At 74.5% G+C, this 18,990-nt stretch carries 12 protein-coding genes; 6 read left to right on the top strand and 6 right to left on the bottom strand.

Annotated elements, in window-relative coordinates; all coding sequences use genetic code 11:
• Nucleotides 1–34: 34 nt before the first annotated feature.
• Together J2S46_RS21265 and paaN are read left to right on the top strand one after the other, a co-directional pair.
• On the top strand, nucleotides 35–1,300 hold the full coding sequence (locus tag J2S46_RS21265) for a putative hexosyltransferase (RefSeq protein ID WP_191288474.1): 1,266 nt from the start codon (nucleotides 35–37) through the stop codon (nucleotides 1,298–1,300).
• 237 nt (nucleotides 1,301–1,537) lie between these two features.
• Complete coding sequence (paaN, locus tag J2S46_RS21260) at nucleotides 1,538–3,238, top strand: phenylacetic acid degradation protein PaaN (RefSeq protein ID WP_191288475.1); 1,701 nt, start codon at nucleotides 1,538–1,540, stop codon at nucleotides 3,236–3,238.
• A 20-nt stretch (nucleotides 3,239–3,258) separates the two neighbouring features.
• Here paaN and J2S46_RS21255 read toward each other — a convergent pair whose 3' ends face one another.
• Entirely contained in the window at nucleotides 3,259–4,527 is a 1,269-nt protein-coding gene (locus J2S46_RS21255; RefSeq protein ID WP_191288476.1) for a bifunctional glycosyltransferase family 2/GtrA family protein, read from the bottom strand.
• A 101-nt stretch (nucleotides 4,528–4,628) separates the two neighbouring features.
• Here J2S46_RS21255 and J2S46_RS21250 point away from each other — a divergent pair, with 101 nt between their 5' ends.
• The 4 genes from J2S46_RS21250 (at nucleotide 4,629) to J2S46_RS21235 (ending at nucleotide 12,193) form a co-directional block, all read left to right on the top strand.
• A complete protein-coding gene (locus J2S46_RS21250) occupies nucleotides 4,629–6,140 on the top strand; it encodes an FAD-dependent monooxygenase (RefSeq protein ID WP_191288477.1) in 1,512 nt (503 codons plus the stop codon).
• A 448-nt stretch (nucleotides 6,141–6,588) separates the two neighbouring features.
• Complete coding sequence (locus J2S46_RS21245; RefSeq protein ID WP_268255674.1) at nucleotides 6,589–9,009, top strand: protease pro-enzyme activation domain-containing protein; 2,421 nt, start codon at nucleotides 6,589–6,591, stop codon at nucleotides 9,007–9,009.
• Between the two features lie 281 nt (nucleotides 9,010–9,290).
• A complete protein-coding gene (locus J2S46_RS21240) occupies nucleotides 9,291–10,409 on the top strand; it encodes a hypothetical protein (protein ID WP_191288478.1) in 1,119 nt (372 codons plus the stop codon).
• 386 nt (nucleotides 10,410–10,795) lie between these two features.
• Nucleotides 10,796–12,193, top strand: coding sequence for a peptidoglycan-binding protein (locus J2S46_RS21235; protein WP_191288479.1), 1,398 nt, complete (start codon nucleotides 10,796–10,798; stop codon nucleotides 12,191–12,193).
• 39 nt (nucleotides 12,194–12,232) lie between these two features.
• Here J2S46_RS21235 and J2S46_RS21230 read toward each other — a convergent pair whose 3' ends face one another.
• The 5 genes from J2S46_RS21230 to J2S46_RS21210 all read right to left on the bottom strand — a co-directional run bounded on the left by J2S46_RS21230 (nucleotide 12,233) and on the right by J2S46_RS21210 (nucleotide 18,833).
• On the bottom strand, nucleotides 12,233–13,000 hold the full coding sequence (locus J2S46_RS21230) for a TrmH family RNA methyltransferase (protein ID WP_191288480.1): 768 nt from the start codon (nucleotides 12,998–13,000) through the stop codon (nucleotides 12,233–12,235).
• 61 nt (nucleotides 13,001–13,061) lie between these two features.
• Nucleotides 13,062–15,215: an FUSC family protein gene (locus J2S46_RS21225; protein WP_191288481.1), complete on the bottom strand. Its 2,154-nt coding sequence runs from the start codon at nucleotides 15,213–15,215 to the stop codon at nucleotides 13,062–13,064.
• 67 nt (nucleotides 15,216–15,282) lie between these two features.
• Nucleotides 15,283–16,719 carry an HTTM domain-containing protein gene (locus J2S46_RS21220; RefSeq protein WP_191288482.1) on the bottom strand — a complete coding sequence of 479 codons (1,437 nt, stop codon included), beginning with the start codon at nucleotides 16,717–16,719 and terminating at the stop codon, nucleotides 15,283–15,285.
• On the bottom strand, nucleotides 16,716–17,426 hold the full coding sequence (locus J2S46_RS21215) for a DUF5819 family protein (RefSeq protein WP_191288483.1): 711 nt from the start codon (nucleotides 17,424–17,426) through the stop codon (nucleotides 16,716–16,718). The genes J2S46_RS21220 and J2S46_RS21215 overlap by 4 nt, the downstream gene beginning before the upstream one ends.
• Before the next feature lie 240 nt (nucleotides 17,427–17,666).
• Nucleotides 17,667–18,833: a rhodanese-like domain-containing protein gene (locus tag J2S46_RS21210; protein ID WP_191288484.1), complete on the bottom strand. Its 1,167-nt coding sequence runs from the start codon at nucleotides 18,831–18,833 to the stop codon at nucleotides 17,667–17,669.
• Between the last annotated feature and the right edge of the window lie 157 nt (nucleotides 18,834–18,990).

The following is an 18,990-nucleotide window of genomic DNA, read 5'->3' as shown; positions in this document are numbered from 1 at the left end:
ACCATCGACCGCGGCAGGGTGGGATCAGGTCTTGATGAACGCAGAACAGGCAGTGTCCACCGGCGTGCCCGAACAGCGGGACGGCGGCCAGCCGGCGGAGGCCGACGGCCTGCGCGAACGAGCGCGCCGGCTGGCGATCCGCTACGGGCCCGCCGTCTGGTGCTACGCGGTGCTGAAGCTGATCGGCTTCACCGTCTTCATGCGGATGCTCCAGTTCGCCGGGGACTACGCCAAGAAGGACGCGCGCTTCGGCGGCGGCGCCCAGCCCTGGGACGTCCTGGCCTCCTGGGACGGCTGGTGGTACCGGCAGGTCGCCGAGTTCGGCTACCACCCGCAGCTGATCCACGTGCCCGGCGCGGTCGGCGGCTTCACCGTCGAGCAGAACTCCGCCGCCTTCTTCCCGCTCTACCCCGGCCTGATCCGGCTGGTCTCGGAGGGCACCGGCCTCGGCCTGTACGGCGCCGGGATGCTGGTCTCGATCGTCGCCTCGCTGTTCGCCGCGGCCGGCATCTTCGCCGTGGCCGAGCGGCTGGCCGGCGCCCGGGCGGGCGTGATCGCGGCCGGCCTGTGGGCCGTCATCCCCGGCTCCGGCGCCGAGTGGGCGGTCTACTCCGACTCCACCTTCGTCGCGCTCGCCGCCTGGTCCTGCTACCTGGTGATGACCAGGCGCTGGGTGGCGGCCGGCGTGGTCACCCTGGTCGCCGGGCTCAACCGGCCGACCGCGGCGGCCCTGATCGCCGGGGTCGGCATCGCGGCCCTGATCGACCTGTACCGGCGGGAGAGCGGCGTCGTCCGCCCGCTGGTGGCGATGTTCCTGGCGCCGCTGGGCCTGATCGGCTACGTCGGCTGGGTGGGCTGGCGGATGGGTGACTGGGGCGGCTACTTCAAGCTCCAGCGCGAGGCCTGGCTGCACTACTTCGACTACGGCGTGAGCACCTGGAACTCCATGCGCGGGGTGATGCTCGGCCGGTTCGACTACCCGTTCGCGTACCCGATCCCGGACATGCTGGCCGTCCTGATCGTGCTGGCCCTGCCGATCCTGATCGTGCTGATGCTGCGGCTGCGCCCGCCGGTGGTCCTGATCGTCTACACCCTGGTCACGCTGGTGACGGTGCTGGGCAGCGCGCAGATCTTCGGCAACGTGTCGCGCTACCTGCTGCCGGTCTTCCCGCTGTTCGTGCCGCTGGCCATCGCCCTGCGCAAGCTGAGCTGGCCGGTGCTGGCCACCGTGCTCGGCTCCGCGGCGATCGCCTCCGGCTGGTTCGCGGGCTACATCCTCTTCGAGCTCGGCGTCCCGTAACCCGGGCCCGACCACCGCGCACCGCCACGCCCCGGCCGGACACCCGGCCGGGGCGTCGTCGTGCCCGGCGGCCCCGCGGCCGTCGGTGCGGGAGGCGGCCGGTGCGGCCCGCGGCCGGTGCGGGAGGGGGCCCCGGCGGGCCGGTCCGGGGAAAGGGGCCCGCCGAACCCCTTGAGCCGACCGATCGTTCGGTTACTCTGTGACGTGTCCCGTCCGCCTCCTCCGAGGAGCGCACCAATGGCTGCTGCGGTCACCCACCCCCTCGTCGCCGAACTCGTCGAACGTCACCAGGACACCCTGAACCGGGCGCTCACCGCCATCACCGAACGCGACTACTGGTCGCCGTACCCCGAGTTCCCCAAGGCCTACGGCGAGAGCGGCGCCGCGGACGGCAAGGCCGCCTTCGACGCCCTGCTCGGCCGGCCCTTCACCGTCGAGGGTCAGCCCACCAACGGCGACCCGGTCGGCGGCGAGGCCTCCCCGTACGGCATCGAGCTGGGCATCAGTTACCCGCACTCCGCGCCGGACGCGCTGATCGCCGCCCTGCAGGCGGCCCGTCCCGGCTGGGCCGCGGCCGGCCCGGCCGCCCGCGCGGCGCTCTGCCTGGAGATCCTGGCCCGGATCAACGCCCGCTCGCACGAGTTCGCCCAGGTCGTGATGCACACCACCGGCCAGGCCTACGGGATGGCCTTCCAGGCCGGCGGCCCGCACGCCCAGGACCGCGGCCTGGAGGCCGTCGCGTACGCCTACGCCGAGCAGACCAGGCTCCCGCTGCGGGCCGACTGGACCAAGCCGCAGGGCAAGCGCGACCCGCTGCGGATGTCCAAGGAGTTCACCGTCGTACCGCGCGGCATCGCCCTGCTGATCGGCTGCAACACCTTCCCCACCTGGAACGGCTACCCCGGCCTGTTCGCCTCGCTCGCCACCGGCAACCCCGTCCTGGTCAAGCCGCACCCGCGCGCCGTGCTGCCGCTGGCGCTCACCGTGCGGATCGCCCGCGAGGTCCTCGCCGAGGCCGGGTTCGACCCCAACCTGGTCTGCCTGGCCGCCGAGCACGAGGGCGCCGCCCTCGCCAAGGTGCTGGCCGTGCGGCCCGAGGTGAAGCTGATCGACTACACCGGCTCCACCGCCTTCGGCGACTGGCTGGAGGAGAACGCCCGGCAGGCCCAGGTCTACACCGAGAAGGCCGGCGTCAACACGGTGGTGATCGACTCCACCGACGACTACCGGGGCATGCTGGGCAACCTGGCCTTCTCCCTCTCGCTGTACAGCGGCCAGATGTGCACCACCCCGCAGAACCTGCTGATCCCGCGCACCGGCGTCCGCACCGACCAGGGCGACAAGTCCTACGACGAGGTGGTCGCCGACCTGGCGGCAGCCGTGGAGGGCCTGCTCGCGGACGACGCCAAGGCCGCCGCCGTCCTCGGCGCCGTGGTCAATCCCGGGGTGCTCCAGCGCACCGTGCAGGCCGCCGGCGGCGAGTACGGCGAGCTGGCCCTGGCCCCCCGGGTCGTCACCTCCCCCGACTTCCCCGCCGCGACCGTCCGCACCCCCGCGTTGGTCAAGGCGGACGCCGACAAGCCGGACGACCGGGCCGCCTTCCTCACCGAGTGCTTCGGGCCGGTCTCCTTCGCCGTCGCCGTGGAGTCCACCGAGGCCGCCGTCGACCTGCTCCGCCGCACCGTGCGCGAGCAGGGCGCCATGACGGCGGCCGGCTACACCGTCGACCCGGAGGTCGAGGCCGCGCTGGTCGAGGCCGCCCTGGACGCGGGCGTCTCGCTGTCGCTCAACCTCACCGGCGGCGTCTTCGCCAACCAGACCGCCGCCTTCTCCGACCTGCACGGCACCGGCGCCAACCCGGCCGCCAACTCGGCGTACTGCGACGCGGCCTTCGTCAGCAACCGGTTCCGCACCGTCGAGGTCCGCCGCCACGTCTGACCGGGGCGCAGCCCCGCTCCTCAGCCCCGGGCCGCCCGCCCGGGGCTGAAGACCCAGACCCGCAGCAGCACGAACCGCACCAGGGTGGCCAGCGCGTTCGCCGCCACCAGGGCGGCCAGCTCGGCGCCGTGCCGGGCCTGCGGCTGCACCACCCCGAGCAGGGCGATCGCACCGCTGCTCAGGCCCAGCCCGACCAGGAACGCGATCCCGCCCTCGACCTGGTGCTTCAGGGCGTCCCGGCTGCCGGTCACCCCGAAGGTGAAGCGCCGGTTGAGGGCGGTGTTCGCCACCGCCGTCACCGCCAGCGCCAGCGCGTTCGCCACCAGCGCCGGCATCAGCTGACGCATCCCCAGGTACAGCAGTACGTACGCCAGGGTGGAGAGCGTGCCGACCACCGCGAAGCTCGCCAACTGCCAGCCCAGGCCGGGCGCCAGCCGGGCCTGGCGGACCCTCGGCGGCACCGGCAGCCGGGTCGCGCCGGACAGCGAGCGGCGGGCCACCCGGGCCATCCCCTTCAGGTCGTCCAGCACCGTCCGGACGATGTCCACCCGGCTGTCCGGGTCGTCCACCCAGTCCACCGGCACCTCGTGGATCCGCAGGCCCGACCGCTCGGCCAGCAGCAGCAGCTCGGTGTCGAAGAACCAGGCGTTGTCCTCCACCTCGGCCAGCAGCCGCTGCACCACGTCCGTCCTGGCCGCCTTGAAGCCGCACTGCGCGTCCGAGAACTTCGCCGCCATGGTGGCCCGCAGCAGCACGTTGTAGGTGCGCGAGATGAACTCCCGCTTGGGCCCGCGCACCACCGCCGAGCCCCGGTGCAGCCGGCTCCCGATCGCCAGGTCGCTGTGCCCCGACAGCAGCGGCGCGACCAGCGGCAGGAACGCCTCCAGCCCGGTGGACAGGTCGACGTCCATGTACGCCACCACGTCGGCGGCGCTGTCGCCCCAGACCTGCCGCAGCGCCCGGCCCCGGCCCTTCAGATCCAGGTGCACCGCCCTGACCTGCGGAATCTCGGCCGCCAAGGCGCAGGCCACGGCCCAGGTACCGTCGATGCTGGCATTGTCGGCCACCGTGATCCGGTAGTCGTAGGGGAAGGTCTCGTCGAGATAGGCGTGCAGCTTGCGCACGCAGCTCTCCAGCACGTGCTCCTCGTTGTGGACCGGCACGACCACCTCGACCAGCTTGGTCGCGGTCCGCCCCGGCGCGCCGGGGCGGAAGCCGCCGGAGGGGGAGGCGCCGGCGTGCGCGGGGCCGGCGTCACGGTCGGTCTCGGATGTTGCGGGCTGAGTCATGATTCGGAGATTCACAGGCCCCGATGGGGCCGCGATGATGGGAGGCTGAGAGAGCGCTGAGAACTCGCTCCCACCCTCGTCCCACCGCCGGGAGATGACATATGACCGAGAAGCAGCTCAGCTCCGATGTCCTGATCGTCGGAGCCGGACCGACCGGGCTCCTGCTGGCCGGCGATCTGGCCAACGCCGGCGTCCGGGTCACGGTGCTGGAGAAGCGCGGCAGCGAGTCCAACCTCACCAGGGCCTTCACCGTGCACGCCCGGACCCTGGAGCAGCTCGACGCCAGGGGGCTGGCGGACGACCTGATCGCCACCGGCGCCCCGCTCTCCTCGCTGCGCCTGTTCGGACGGCTGCGGATCGAGCTCGGCGCGCTGCCCACCCGTTTCCCGTTCGTCCTGATCACCCCGCAGTCCAACACCGAGCGGCTGCTGCAGGAGCGGGCCCTGAAGGCGGGCGCGACGATCCTGCGCGGCGTCGAGGTGACCGGCCTGCGCCAGGACGCCGAGGGCGTGCGGATCGAGACCGGCGAGGGGGACGCCAGGACGGTCCACCGGGCCCGCTACGCGGTCGGCACCGACGGTGTCCACAGCACCGTCCGCGACCTGCTGGGCATCCCGTTCCCCGGCGAGTCGGTGGTCGACTCCGTGCTGCTGGCCGACGTCCGGCTGGAGCGCACCCCCGAGGACGTCCTGACGGTCGGCGCCAACGAGAACGGCTTCGCCTTCCTCGCGCCCTTCGGGGACGGCTGGTACCGGGTGATCGCCTGGGACCGCGCCCGCCGGCTCCCGGACAGCGCCCCGGTCAACCTGAGCGAGATCGCCGACATCACCCGCCGGGCGCTCGGCGAGGACTACGGCCTGCACGACGCCCGCTGGTCCTCGCGCTTCCACAGCGACGAACGGCAGGCGCCCAACTACCGCTCCGGGCGGGTGTTCCTGGCGGGCGACGCGGCGCACTGCCACTCCCCGGCCGGCGGCCAGGGCATGAACACGGGCCTGCAGGACGCCGCCAACCTCTCCTGGAAGCTCGCCGCCGCCGTCCAGGGCTGGGCCCCCGACGCCCTGCTGGACACCTACCAGACCGAGCGCCACCCGGTCGGCCGGACCGTGCTGCGCACCTCCGGCGCGCTGGTCCGGCTCGCGCTGGCCCGCTCCGGCCCCACCCGGGCCCTGCGCTCCGCGCTGACCTCCTTCGCCGACGGCCTCGGACCGGTCGCCGCCAAGGGCGCCCGCAGCGTCTCCGGCATCGGCATCAAGTACCCGGCCCCGAAGGACTCCCACCCGCTGGCCGGCCGCCGGGTGCCGGACCTGCGGCTGACCGGGCTGTACCCGGCCGAGGGCACGGCGGACGGCCGCACGGGCGGCCCCGGCCGCCTCTACGAGGCCCTGCGGACCGGCCGGTTCGTCCTGATCAGCAACGACGAGCTGTCCGCCGCCGACCCGTGGGCGGACCGGGTGGTCACCGCCGCCCCCGCCGACCCGCACGGCAAGCTCCGCGACACCGTCCTGCTGGTGCGCCCGGACGGCTACGCCGCCTGGGCCGCCGTCGACCCGAGCCGGGGCGAGCTGCGCGCCGCCCTGGCGCACTGGCTGGGCGCTCCCTCGGACGACTGATCCCGCGCGGCGGGCCCGGGGCGGCGGCCCCGGCCCGCCCGCCGGCATGCCCGCGGGGCGCCGGGAAGCACGGGTGCGAACGGCGGTGCGCACTTCCCGATGCGGCGGACCGATTCTCCCGCCGACCCGGCCCCAATTCACGGCACCCGCACCGGGACAGAATGCCAGGAGAAGTCCCGTTCGCTCTGCGCGAATTGGGCCAGACCAATTCCGCTACACCTCACCAACCGCTGTGATCTGCGCAGATGACGCATCGACAGCCATTCACTGTATGGACTGACGCCCATTCTGTTTCTGCCCGGCGCGTCCACACTTGACTGTTCTTTAGTAATGAATTGCTCGGCCATGAGCCAATTCCCGCACGCCCTCTGGGATGTTCTAGCAAGCGTTTTCGAACCCGGAACGCCCAGTCCCTGCCGGCCCCCACAGCCGGCCAGAGGAGGAGCCCGTGCGCCCCCGCCCGCTCGCCCTTGCCGCGGCCCTGACCGTCCTGCCGTTGACCGCGCTGTCGCTGGGAATCACCGCCGCCCAGGCCGCCCCCGCCCCGAACGCCACCGCCTCCCGGGTCGCGCTGCCCGACACCGTCACCCCGGCGGTCGCGCGCTCCGAGAAGAAGGGCGACGTCCCCGCCGCCCAGCAGCTCTCGGTGGCCGTCAGCCTCAAGCTGCGCGACACCGCCGGCCTGGACCGCTTCCTCACCGCGGTCGCCACCCCCGGTTCGCCCGAGTACGGCAAGTACCTGACGCCCGCCCAGTTCACCGCCCGCTACGGCCCGACCCAGGCCGCCGTGGAGCAGGTGAAGGGCTACCTGAAGTCCCAGGGCCTGACCGTCGCGAGCGTCAGCGACAACCGCCAGGTGGTGAACGCCCAGGGCACCGCCGAGCAGATCGCCAAGGCCTTCGGCACCCACGAGAGCGCCTACCTCGACCCGCTGCAGCAGCGGACCTTCTTCGCCAACGACGCCGCCGCCTCGGTGCCGGCCGACCTGGCCGACGTCGTCCAGGGCATATCCGGCCTGAACAACCACACCGTGCGCACCACCCGACTGGCGAAGCCGCAGAACGCCACCGCGGCCGCCGCCCCGAACGCGACCCCGAGCGGCTTCGGGCCCGGCCAGTACGACGGCGCCTACAAGCTGAACTCGATGGGCGCGGACGGCACCGGCACCAAGGTGGCGCTCTGGGAGTTCGACGGCTACAAGTCCGCGAACCTGAAGACCTACGACACCCAGTACGGGCTGACCGGCCCGGCCGTCACCACCGTGTCGGTGGACGGCGCGAACTACGACTCGGCGCCCGGCGACGGCCAGGGCGAGGTCGAGCTGGACAGCGAGATCGTGCGCGGCGTCGCCCCCAAGGCGACCCAGTTGGTCTACGAGGCCCCCAACAGCGACCAGGGCGAGATCGACATGGCCGCCAAGATCGTCTCGGACAACCTGGTCTCGGTCATCTCCATCTCCTGGGGCTCCTGCGAGCCGGACACCACCGCCGCCTCCATGACGGCGGTCGACAACTCCTTCAAGCAGGCCGCCGCCCAGGGCATCTCGATCTTCTCGGCCTCGGGTGACGACGGCTCGCGCGACTGCACCCGCTCCACCAGCGGCTCCTCCGTGAAGGCCGTCGACTTCCCGGCGTCCAGCCCCCACCAGACCGGCGTCGGCGGCACCAACCTCAAGGTCTCCGGCACCAGCTACTCCTCGGAGAGCGCCTGGAGCACCGCCGGCGGCGGCGTCTCCACCGTGTTCGGCAAGCCGTCCTGGCAGACCGGCACCGGCGTCACCGGCACCATGCGCACCGTCCCGGACGTCGCCTCCAACGCCGACCCGGCCAGCGGCTTCGCCATCTACACCACCGGCGGCTGGCAGGTCTACGGCGGCACCAGCGCCGCCGCGCCGCTCTGGTCCGGCTACGCCGCGCTGTTCAACCAGAAGGCCGGGGCGGCCGGCAAGCCGGTGCTCGGCGAGGCCTCCCCCAAGCTGTACACCGTCGCCAACGGCAGCGGCTACGCCGGCGCCTTCCACGACACCGTCACCGGCAAGAACCAGGACTTCTCCACCAAGGCCGGCTACGACCAGGTCACCGGCTGGGGCAGCCCGGTCGCCGACGCGCTGACCACCGCCCTGCTCGGCGGCACGCAGACCGGCAACACCGTGACGGTCACCAACCCGGGCAACCAGAGCACCGCCACCGGCACCGCCGTCAGCCTGCAGCTCAGCGGCTCCGACAGCGCCGGCGGCCAGACCCTGACCTGGAGCGCCTCCGGCCTGCCCACCGGCCTGACCGTCAACGCCGGCACCGGCAGGATCACCGGCACCCCGACCGCGGCCGGCACCTACAACGTCACCGTGACGGCGAAGGACACCACCAACGCCACCGGCACCGCCTCGTTCACCTGGACCGTCGGCGGCACCAGCACCTGCACCCCGGCCCAGCTGCTCGGCAACGCGGGCTTCGAGACCGGCACGGCGGCGCCCTGGACGGCCTCCACCGGCGTGGTCGACAACAGCTCCGGCCAGGCCGCGCACTCCGGCTCCTGGAAGGCCTGGATGGACGGCTACGGCTCGGCGCACACCGACACCGTGTCGCAGACCGTCACCGTCCCGGCCGGCTGCAAGGCGACCTTCTCCTTCTGGGTGCACATCGCCACCTCGGAGACCGGCACCACCGCCTACGACAAGCTGACCGTCCAGGCCGGCTCCACCACCCTGGCCACGTACTCCAACGCCGACGCGGCGACCGGCTACGTGCAGAAGTCCTTCGACCTCTCGGCCTTCGCCGGCCAGAGCGTGACCCTGAAGTTCACCGGCGTCGAGGACTCCTCGCTGCAGACCAGCTTCGTCGTCGACGACGCGGCGGTCACCACCTCCTGAGGTCCCTGACCTCCTGAGATCCACCGGCGCACCGCCGGGGCGGGCCCACCGGCCCGCCCCGGCGGTGCGCCGTGCGGCCGGCCCGCCCGGGCACCGGCCGCCGCGGGGAGGCCCTCCCCGCCATCCGGCGGTCCCCTACCGTGACCACTGTCATACGCGCGGTGGATGACGTACCCTCTCGACCGTGCGTAGGGTTCCCACAGCTCGGTGATACGCGGCTCCCAGCGCATACCGGCAGCGGGCCGGTCCCGCCGAACTCGCTTGGTGGGGAAGGTATCCGGATGGGCTCACAACTCCCACAGAACGCCGCAAGACTCCGCCTGGTCGGACAGCAGGCCGACGGAACGCGGACGGACGGAACACGAGCGGACGGAACCCCGGCCGCCGACACGACGGCCACCGAACTCCCGCCCGCCGGACAGCCGGGCACCGCGGCGGCAGGCGCCGCCGAGCGCCCGGCCGCCGAGGCGCCCGCGGCCGCGCACCCGCAGGTCGCCCGGATCAACCCGGCCGGCAGCTTCGACGAGGCCCTGAACGCCGCCATCGAGGCCAGCGGCCTCAGCCTGGACCGGATCAGGGCTGCCCTCGCCGACCGCGGGGTCCGGGTCAGCGTCACCACCCTCAGCTACTGGCGGCGCGGGCGCAGCCAGCCCGAGCGGGCCGCCTCGCTGCACGCCGTCCACCTGCTGGAGGAGCTGCTCGGGTTCCCGCACGACGGCCTCTCCGCCCTGCTCGGCCCGCCCCGTCCGCGCGGCCGCTGGGCCACCGCCCCGACCACCGGCAGCCTGCGGATCGAGGACGTCTGGCCGGGCCAGCAGCAGATCGCGGACGTCTTCACCGAGCTGGACGCGCCGCCGGTCGGCGAGCTGGAGCGGCTCAGCATCCACGACGCGTACTACGTGGACGCCGAGCACCGCGGCCATCTGCTGCGGATGCGCCAGGTGGTCCGGGCCACGGTGAGCGGGGTGGCCCGCTGCCTGGTGGTGCACAAGGCGGACGAGGGCGCGACCGGCTGCCCCGAGATCACCTCGGTGCGGCACGCCCGGCTGGGCCGGGTCCGCCGCCGCCCGGAGAACGGCCTGGTGGTGGCCGAGCTGATGCTGGACCGCCCGCTGGGCCTGGGGGACAGCACGGTCTTCGAGTACGAGGTGGAGATCCCGTCCGACGGCCCCACCACGGTGTACGGGCGGCGCTTCGCGGTGCCCGTGCGCGAGTACGTGCTCCAGGTGCACTTCGACCCGGCGGCGGTGCCCGCGCACTGCGAGCGCTACGACCGCTCGCCGGGCGAGGAGGTGGACCGGCGGCGCGAACAGCTCTGGATCGGCGCCTCGGCCAGCGCCCATGTGCTGTCGCCGGACCAGCAGCCCGGCGAGGTGGGCATCCGCTGGGAGTGGGAGTGACGTCGCGGCCGGTGCCGACCTGGCGCCGCCGACCCGCCGTCGCCGACCCGCCGTCGGCCGCCGTCATCACCTGACCCGCCGTCGGCCGGGGCCGACCGGCCCCGCCGACCCCTGCGCGCCCATCCCCCCGCAAGGCTGCTTCGCATCCGCAGCATCGGGGGGCGCCGCCCACCGTCCGACGGCCTTTCAGCTCCTCCTGTCCGCACCGGCTCACCCGCGCGGCCCATCCCATCGCGCCGAATACCCGTCCGATTTGGGACGTTGGTCCTGATGACACCGGATCGGCCTGCGAAGGTCTCTCCTGCCATGCCGTCAGCCCCCACGCGGGGGCGCTCCCGGCCGGGGGCGACGGGCCCCGGAACGACGTGCCCTGGAAAGGGGCGGAGATGACCCGACTGCTGGAGTTCGACGAGGTCGAGCCGGACACCGACTGCATATGCCCGGGGTGCAACGCCCGCCGCCGGGCCAGGCTGCACGCCGCGGCCGTCCAGGACGGCGGCCACGCGGCCGCGCACAGCGTCCGCCGCCGGGCCGCCGTCCTGTTCGCGGCCGTCGGCACCGTGCTGGGCGGTGGCGCCGCCGCCACGGCCGCCCCCACCCCGGGCGGCAGCAGCAGCACACCGGCCCCCCGCACCCCGCAGGGCGAGGTCAGCGGCCGGTTCGGCGGGGACCCGGCGGGCGCCACGGCCCGGCTGCAGGCCGTCCAGGGGATCACCCGCGAGCAGATCATCGCCCGCGCACAGGTCTGGGTGGACCAGAAGGTGCCGTACAGCATGAGCTCCAACTGGTCCGACGGGTACCGCCAGGACTGCTCCGGCTACGTCTCGATGGCGTGGGGGCTGGCCGCCAGCGAGACCACCTGGACCCTGCCCGGCCTGGCCGACCGGATCACCAAGGACGAACTCCAGCCGGGCGACGTGCTGATCTTCAACAACCCCTCGAACCCGCAGGCCGGATCGCACGTGACGATCTTCGGCGGGTGGGCCGACGCCGCCCGCACCAGCTACCTCGCGTACGAGCAGACCTCCCCGGCCACCATCCGGCGGACCACCCCGTACGCCTACTGGAGCAACTCCACCGGGTACCTGCCCTACCGCTACAAGGCGCTGTCCCCCGGTGGCACCGACGGCGGCACCGACCCGGACACCGGCACCGGCACCGACCCGGGCACGGGCACCGGCACCGGCACCGGCAGCAGCAGCGACGGCACCGGCCAGAGCACGGCCTTCCCGGGCGCGGACAAGTTCGGCCCGGGCAGGTCCAACGAGTACATCACCCGGCTCGGGCAGATGCTGGTCCAGCGCGGCGGCGGCCGGTTCTACTCCGAGGGCCCCGGCCCCACCTGGGGCGAGGCGGACCGCAAGGCGACCGAGGCGTTCCAGCTGGCCCAGGGCTGGACCGGCGCCGAGGCGGACGGCCTGCCCGGCCGGGACACCTGGGACTTCCTGGTCAACGGCAAGGGCAAGAACATCGGCGGCGGATCGCCCCCGCCGCCGGTCACCCCGCCCACCACCACGCCGCCCACCACCCCGCCGGCGACCGGCGTCCCGGCCTTCCCCGGCGCCGACAAGTTCACGCCGGGGCAGTCCAACGGTTACGTCCAGCAGCTCGGCGAGCAGTTGGTCCGCAAGGGGTTCGGCCGCTACTACAGCCAGGGCCCCGGCCCGCGCTGGAGCGAGAGCGACCGCCTGAACACCCGGGCCTTCCAGCTCTCGCTGGGCTGGAGCGGCGACGAGGCGGACGGCTACCCCGGCCCGGACACCTGGCGCCGGCTGTTCGGCTGACCCACCGTCCGGCGGCCGGCGGGCCGCCGGCCCGGAGGGTCAGGGCCGGCGGCCGGACATCCAGTGGAAGAGCCCCATCGCCACGCTGGTCGCGAGGTTGAAGCTGGACACCCCCGGCTGCATCGGCACCGCGACCAGCCGCGCGGCCCGCCCGCGCAGCTCCTCGGAGACGCCGTGCCGCTCGGTGCCGAAGGCGAGCAGCGCGTCGTCCGGCACGGTCACCGACCTGATGTCGGCGCCCTCCGGGTCCAGGACGTAGAGCGGCCCGGCGGGCAGCTCGGCGAGCGTCAGCCGCTCCACCGCCGTCGCGAAGTGCAGTCCGGCGCTGCCCCGCACGACGTTGGGGTGCCAGGGGTCCAGGTCGCCGGTGGTCACCACGCCGGTGGCGCCGAAGCCGGCCGCCAGCCGGATCACCGCCCCGACGTTGCCCAGGTTGCGCGGGTTCTCCAGCAGCACCACCGGGGCCGGGCGCGGGCTGCGGGACAGCGCCGCCAGGTTGGCCGCCGGGCCGGGCCGGACGGCCAGCGCGACCACACCCGTGGGGTGCGGCTTGGGCGCCAGCGTGCGCAGCGCCGGCTCCGGCAGCTCCACCGCCAGCGCCGACAGGGCCGGTGCCACGTCCGGCGCCAGTTCCTCCGCCAGGCGCAGCAGGGCCGACAGGTCGGCGGTGCACACGTACCGGACGTCGCCGCCGAAGCGCAGCGCGTGCTTCAGCGCGTGGAACCCGTCCAGGACCACCGTCCCGGGGGCGGCGGCGCTCTCCCGCCAGCTCCGTAGCAACCCGGTGACCTCGGCCTCGTCGTTCATGCCCCCACTCTCCCACCCCTCGACCGGCGCCCCGGCGGGCCCCCGCGCCCGCCCGGGCGCCTCAGGCGCCCGCGCGCTCGTGCTCCCGGGGCTGCTGCGCGGCGCCCGGCTGCCCGGCGCCGCGGCGCAGCGCCCGTTCCAGGTCCTTCAGGGCCTGCAGCAGCAGCCGGGTGGCGGACCTGATCACGTCGAGCCGGTCGCTCTCCGGTGCCTGCGAGAGCTCCCGCTCCAGCTTGGCGTGCGCCTCCCGGACCGAGTCGAACTCCACCCGCCGCCCGGTGAGCAGGGCGCCCGCCGCCAGCGCGGTGCCGTACCTGACCTCGTCCGCGAACTCGGGGACGCCGGGCACCGGATCGGCGTCCCGCCCCGGCAGGTGCGCCTCCAGCAGGATGCCCACCCGGCCGAGGTGGCCGACGGCCGCCCGGGCCCGGTCGATCTGCTTGCGCGAGACGTCCGGCAGCCGGGTCTTGTGCCGGACCGGCTCGACGTCCGCCCGCTGCACCGCCTGCATCAGCTCCGAGCGGGCCTCCCGGGAGTCCAGCAGGGCGGAGCGCACCTCACCGGAGCCGTCGGTGGCCGGGTCGCCGTAGACGCGCAGCGCGGCGGCGTTGTAGCGGCCGGCGGCGGCCAGCCACTCGGCGAGCCGCTCGCCGAGCCGGGCCGACTGCCAGGTCGGGAAGAGCGCGTACGCGAGCAGCGCCACACCACCGCCCAGCAGGGTCAGCCCGACCCGCTCGAAGGCCGTGGCCAGCGGGTCCCCCGGCTGGAGGCCGAGCAGGAAGACCACGTACGAGGAGACGCAGGCGGTCATCAGCGCGTACCCCGTGCGCAGCGTCAGGTAGGCGCCGCCGATGCAGAGCACCGCGAAGCCGGCCGAAAGCCACTGCCCCGGGTCCAGCAGTTGGACCACCAGGGTGGAGAAGGCCACGCCGACCACGGTGCCCGCCAGCCGGGCCACCCCCCGGCTGTAGGTCTGCGCGAAGTCCGGCCGCATCACCATGGCGGAGGTCAGCGGGGCCCAGTAGCCGTGGTGGAAGCCGACCGTCCGGGCCAGCAGGTACGAGACGGTGACCACCCCGGAGAGCCGGACGGCGTGCTGGAAGACGGCCGAGTGCGGCTGCAGCTGGCGCCGGACGGTCCGGGCCGCGATCGGCACCATCCGGTGCAGCGGGGGCTTGCGCAGCGTGCTGCCCGGGTCGACCGCCAGCGAGCCGATGCTCTCCTCGTCGCTGCCGTCCAGGATGTCCGCGGCCCGGCGCAGCAGGCCGGCCAGTCGGCGGGTGGCCCGCCGGGCGGCGCCGCGCAGCTGCGGCCCCTGCGCGGGGGTCACCAGGGTGAGCGCGGGGGTCGAGCGCGGCAGCCGGAGCGGATCGCCGGTGCGCACCGCCCGCGCCAGCGCGTCCGTCGCCTCGGCGGCGGCCGCCAGCACCTCGCGGGCCCGGTCGCGCTCGGGCCCCTCGGCCGGGGCGCCGACCTTGGGATCGGCGATGGCGGCCAGGGCCGGACGGATCCGCTCCGCGATGCTGCGCAGCCCGCGCATCTCGGCCGGCCGGCGGCGTTCCTGCCAGGAGGTCAGGGTGGCGGCGTGCCGGGCGGTGATGAAGGGGGCCGGGTCCAGGTGCGCGATCGGGTCGTGGCGCAGCCGGCGGGCGTAGTCGGCGAGTTCGGCGAAGGTGTCGGCGAGCGCCTCGCGCTGGGCGGTCCAGTTGCCGATCGGCCAGACGGTGATCAGCAGGGCCTGGACGGCACCGCCGAGCGCGCAGACCAGGCCGTGCCCGAGCGCGGCGGGCACGCTCACCGGCAGCTGGACGACGACCAGCATCACCGAGACGGTGGTGGCCGCGACCACGCCGGCGGTGGGCCCGATCGCCCACAGCAGCCCGGCGCCGAAGGCCCAGACCGCCAGCAGGACGGGGAAGGCCCCGGGCACGCCGACCGCCAGGTACCCGAGAAAGGTGCTGATGCCCAGGCCGGCCCCGGCCGCGATCGCGATGGTCGGCCGGGGCCGGAAGCTGCGCTGGAAGGTGGCGGTGCCCGCGATGAAGGCGCCCATCGCGGCGGAGGTGGCCAGCCCCGGCCCGCCGATGGCCAGGGTCGGGAAGATCACCAGGGCGACGGCGACGGCTCCGCGCAGCGCGCGTTGGGGGTTGGTGAGGGTCCGGTCCAGGGTCAGCCCGGCCCGCGCCGTGTCACGGAGGGCAGCTAACCAGGACATAACGGACAGCTTAGACGGGTCGACCCAGGGTGGGTGGCCGGAAGGACCGCGCTCCGCGCGACGGCGACTACCGCGGCAAGGTCCGCCCGGCCCGGGAGGCGGCGAGCCGGACCCGCAGGGCGGAGAGCCCGGCCCCGGCCCTGAGCAGCACGCTCGTGGGCAGGAACACCGCGTCCGCCGCGATCATCGCCAGCGAGAAGACCGGCAGCCCGAGCACCACCGCGATCCCCGCGTGCTCGGCCATCATCACGGCCAGCAGCACGTTCTTGACCCGCCGGTCGATCAGCGTGAACGGGAAGGCCACCTGCACGGCCACCGTCCCGTAGGTGATCACGAAGACCGGCAGCAGGGCCGCCCCCAGCAGCCCGGACAGCCACGGCCAGGGCGCGAAGTAGTCCAGGTGCAGCGGGTAGTAGAGGGCCGTCCCGTCCTGCCAGCGCGACCCCTGGACCTTGTACCAGCCGGCCGTCGAGTAGATCAGCACCACCTCGGTGGCGATCACCAGCAGCGCGCAGTTGTGCAGCATGGTGGCCAGCGCGTCCAGCACCGCCCGCGGCTCCCCCGACGGCCACCACCGGTTGACGGCGTACCAGAGGCCGGCGACCGTCCACAGCCCCCAGAGCAGCGGGGCGAAGCCCGGGTACGGCCGGGACGCCGACACCCAGTCCAGCGTCCCGCCGGAGAAACCGCCGAACTGGGCCGCCGTCAGCGCGGCACCGAGCACGGCCCAGAGCGCCACCGCGCCCCGGCTCCGGTCGTCGCCCGCCCGGCGGCGCCGGGCGTCCAGCGACCAGACGGTCGCGCAGCGGGTGAGGACCAGGTAGACCGCCATCACGTGCAGCACGTTGTCGCCGCCGTCGCCGACGAAGACGTTCCGGTTCTGCAGCGACAGCACGCTCACCATGAACAGCACGCCGCTCGCCCTGGTCCGCCAGCCGAGCACCACCAGCGCGGCGGCCAGCACAGCCAGGTGGTAGACCAGCTCGAACCAGAACCGGCCGCCGAACCAGGTCAGCACCGTGAAGGCGCCGTTGTCCGCCAGCAGCTGCCCGGCCAGGTCGAGCGACCAGGGCGAGCGGTCGCCGTACAGCACCCGGCGCTCGGGCCACTCGCGCAGCAGGAAGGCGAGCCAGGCCAGCCCGAAGCCGATCCGCACCACGGCCGCCTGGTACGGGCCGAACACCCGGCCGGTGAACGCGGCGAAGCCCCGGGCGAGGGCCGCCCCCACGGCGGCCACCGGGCCGGGCGCCGGGTCGGCGCGGGCGTCGGGCCGGGGGAGCGGTCCGGGGGCCACGACCGGCCCCGGTACGGCGTCGGGAGTGCCCGGCCCGGCGGCGGGCTGGCGGGGGATCCCGACCAGCAGCGGCTGCTCCGGCGCCTGCTCGGAGCCCGGGCCCGCGCCCCGGACCTGCTGTCGGTACCGGTCCCCGTCCCGGCCGGGCCCGGCGCCGCGTCCGCGCGCGGGCTCCGCCTGCGGCGCCCCGGCCTGGGAGGTCCCGCTCACGCCAGCCCCCGGTAGTCCTCGTCGTTCACCGGCCACCAGGGCAGCTCCCGGGCCGGCGCGGTCACCGGCGGGCTCTCGCCGGCCCAGCCGGGCGGCGCGACCGGCACCCCGGTCACCCGGAACTGGATCTCCAGGATCCGCTCGCCGTCGGCGGTGCGGCCGATCCGCTGCAGCGCGATCCGCTTGAGGTACTGCTCGGCGAGCTTGCCCCGGGGGTTGGTCAGCGTGCCGTCCGGCCCGGCGTGCGAGCCGTCGTAGAAGTCCCAGGCCCGGCGCAGCATGTTCTGGTCGGCGTGGCTGGGCGCCGGGTTGCCCCGGATCGCGGCGATGTCCTGTGCGGTCAGGCCCAGCCAGTCGTGCTCGCGGGTGGCGCCGCCGTCCACGACGGTCCGCACCCGGGCGTCCAGCCGGACGTTCTGCTGCAGCGGGTTCGGCGCGAACAGCTTCCAGTTCTGCTCGAACTCCGGGTAGACGATCGCGTCCACCTGGTGCCGGTACTCCCGGGACAGCGCGTTCGCGGGCGCGACGTGCAGGAAGACGGCGCCCAGGAAGACCCCGGTGGCCCCCAGCAGCAGGGCGCCGGCGAGGCACAGCACCACCAGGGCGGGCGTCGACCGGACCGGGAGGGGGGCAGTGTCCGGCTCCCCGGGCACCGGCCCGGGCCGCTCGCCGGTGTGCCCCGGCCCGTCGGCGATGGTCCGCGCCATGCTCTCCCCGGGTGGTCGCTCGCGCCGCTGCCCGGTCGTGCGCCGGGCGGCGCGCGCCCCAGGGCGGGCCGCCTCCCGGGCCTGGCCGGGGGCACCCCTCGGGCGCGCCCGCCCATCTTGCCCTAAGGCCCCGCGGCGCGGGGAGGGTCCGGCGGAGCCGGTCCGGGCGACGCCGGACCGGCTGCGGAGGACTTCCCGCGAGCGGGCGTCCCGTCGCGGGGCGTCCCGTCGCGGGGCGTCCTAGAGGACGAAGGCCTCGGCGCCGCCGGTGCCGACCATCGGACGGCCGGCACCCTCCCAGGCGAACATCCCGCCGTCCACGTTGACCGCGTCCAGGCCCTGCTGCACCAGGTACTGCACGACCTGCGCGGACCGGCCGCCGACCCGGCACAGCACGTACAGCCTGGCGTCGGGCAGCTCGCCGATCCGGGCGACCACCTCACCGATCGGGATGTGCCGCGCACCGTCCACGTGGCCGGCGTCCCACTCGTCCTGCTCGCGGACGTCGAGCAGGACGGCGTCGGCGGGGACGGCGGCGGCGTCGATGGAGGGGATCTGGGGGAACATCGTCTGGGTCTCCTGGGTCGGGTTCTCGGTGCGGTCGTCCACGGGCTGCCCGGCGGGCGCGGCGAGCAGCCGCTCCAGCTCGGCCTGCTGGGCGGCGGCCTTGGCGAGCAGCTGTTCGGCGAGCTCCTCCAGCAGCCGGTCCGGGTCCTGGGGGGAGAGCGCCAGCAGCTCGCCCATCGCGGTGTTCTCCAGCCGGACCTGCTCGGCGGCCACCTCGGCGATCTTCCCGCCGAGCCACTCCAGCCGCTGCCGCAGCCAGGCCAGCCGGTCGGGGGAGTCGACGGCGGGCGCCGCCTCGGGGTCGGTGGACCACTCCTCGGCGAGCCGGGCCAGCGCCTCGGCGTCGCCGTACGCGTACGCCTCGTTGACCCGGGCGATGAACGCGGAGCGACGGCGCTGCTCGGCCGGGTCGGTGGACAGGTCGGGGTGGGCCCGGCGGGCCAGGTCGCGGTAGATCCGCTGGGCGTCCTTGCCGGGGCGCACCCGGGTCGGCGGCTCCGGCGGGGCGGCGGCCGCCTCCTGCTCCTGGATGTCGGCGAAGAGCGACTCCAGGTCGGGGAGCTCGTCCACCTGCCGGCGGGCGTCGGCGGCCCGGCGGACGTCCTCCGGGTGGCCGGTGCGGGCGGCGACGGCCTCGGCGATCAGCGCGTCCAGCTCGTCCAGCCGCGTGTAGAGCGGGCCGAGCAGCTGGTGGTGGATCAACGCGAAGTTGTCGATCTCGACCCGCAGGGCCTGCACGTCGACGTCCATCGTGAGCCAGGCGAGTTCGGTCGCGGCGACCCGCTCCTCCAGCTCCTGCTGCTCGGGGTCCGACCAGCGGACGGGGCTCTGCGCGGTCACCTTCTCGCCTCTGTCTCGTCTCGGTGCGATCAGCCACAGTACCCCGCCGGACCGGCCTCCCGGCGGGCCGGGAGGGAGCTCGCACCACTCGTTGGATGGACAGGGCGTGCGTGGCGGCGCACTCTGGGTGACACGCAACTGATACTTACGAATCTCA

This window comes from Kitasatospora herbaricolor, assembly GCF_030813695.1.
Taxonomy (GTDB): domain Bacteria; phylum Actinomycetota; class Actinomycetes; order Streptomycetales; family Streptomycetaceae; genus Kitasatospora; species Kitasatospora herbaricolor.
The sequence above is the reverse complement of the archived record's forward strand: the minus strand, read 5'-3'. Positions and strand labels throughout refer to the sequence as shown.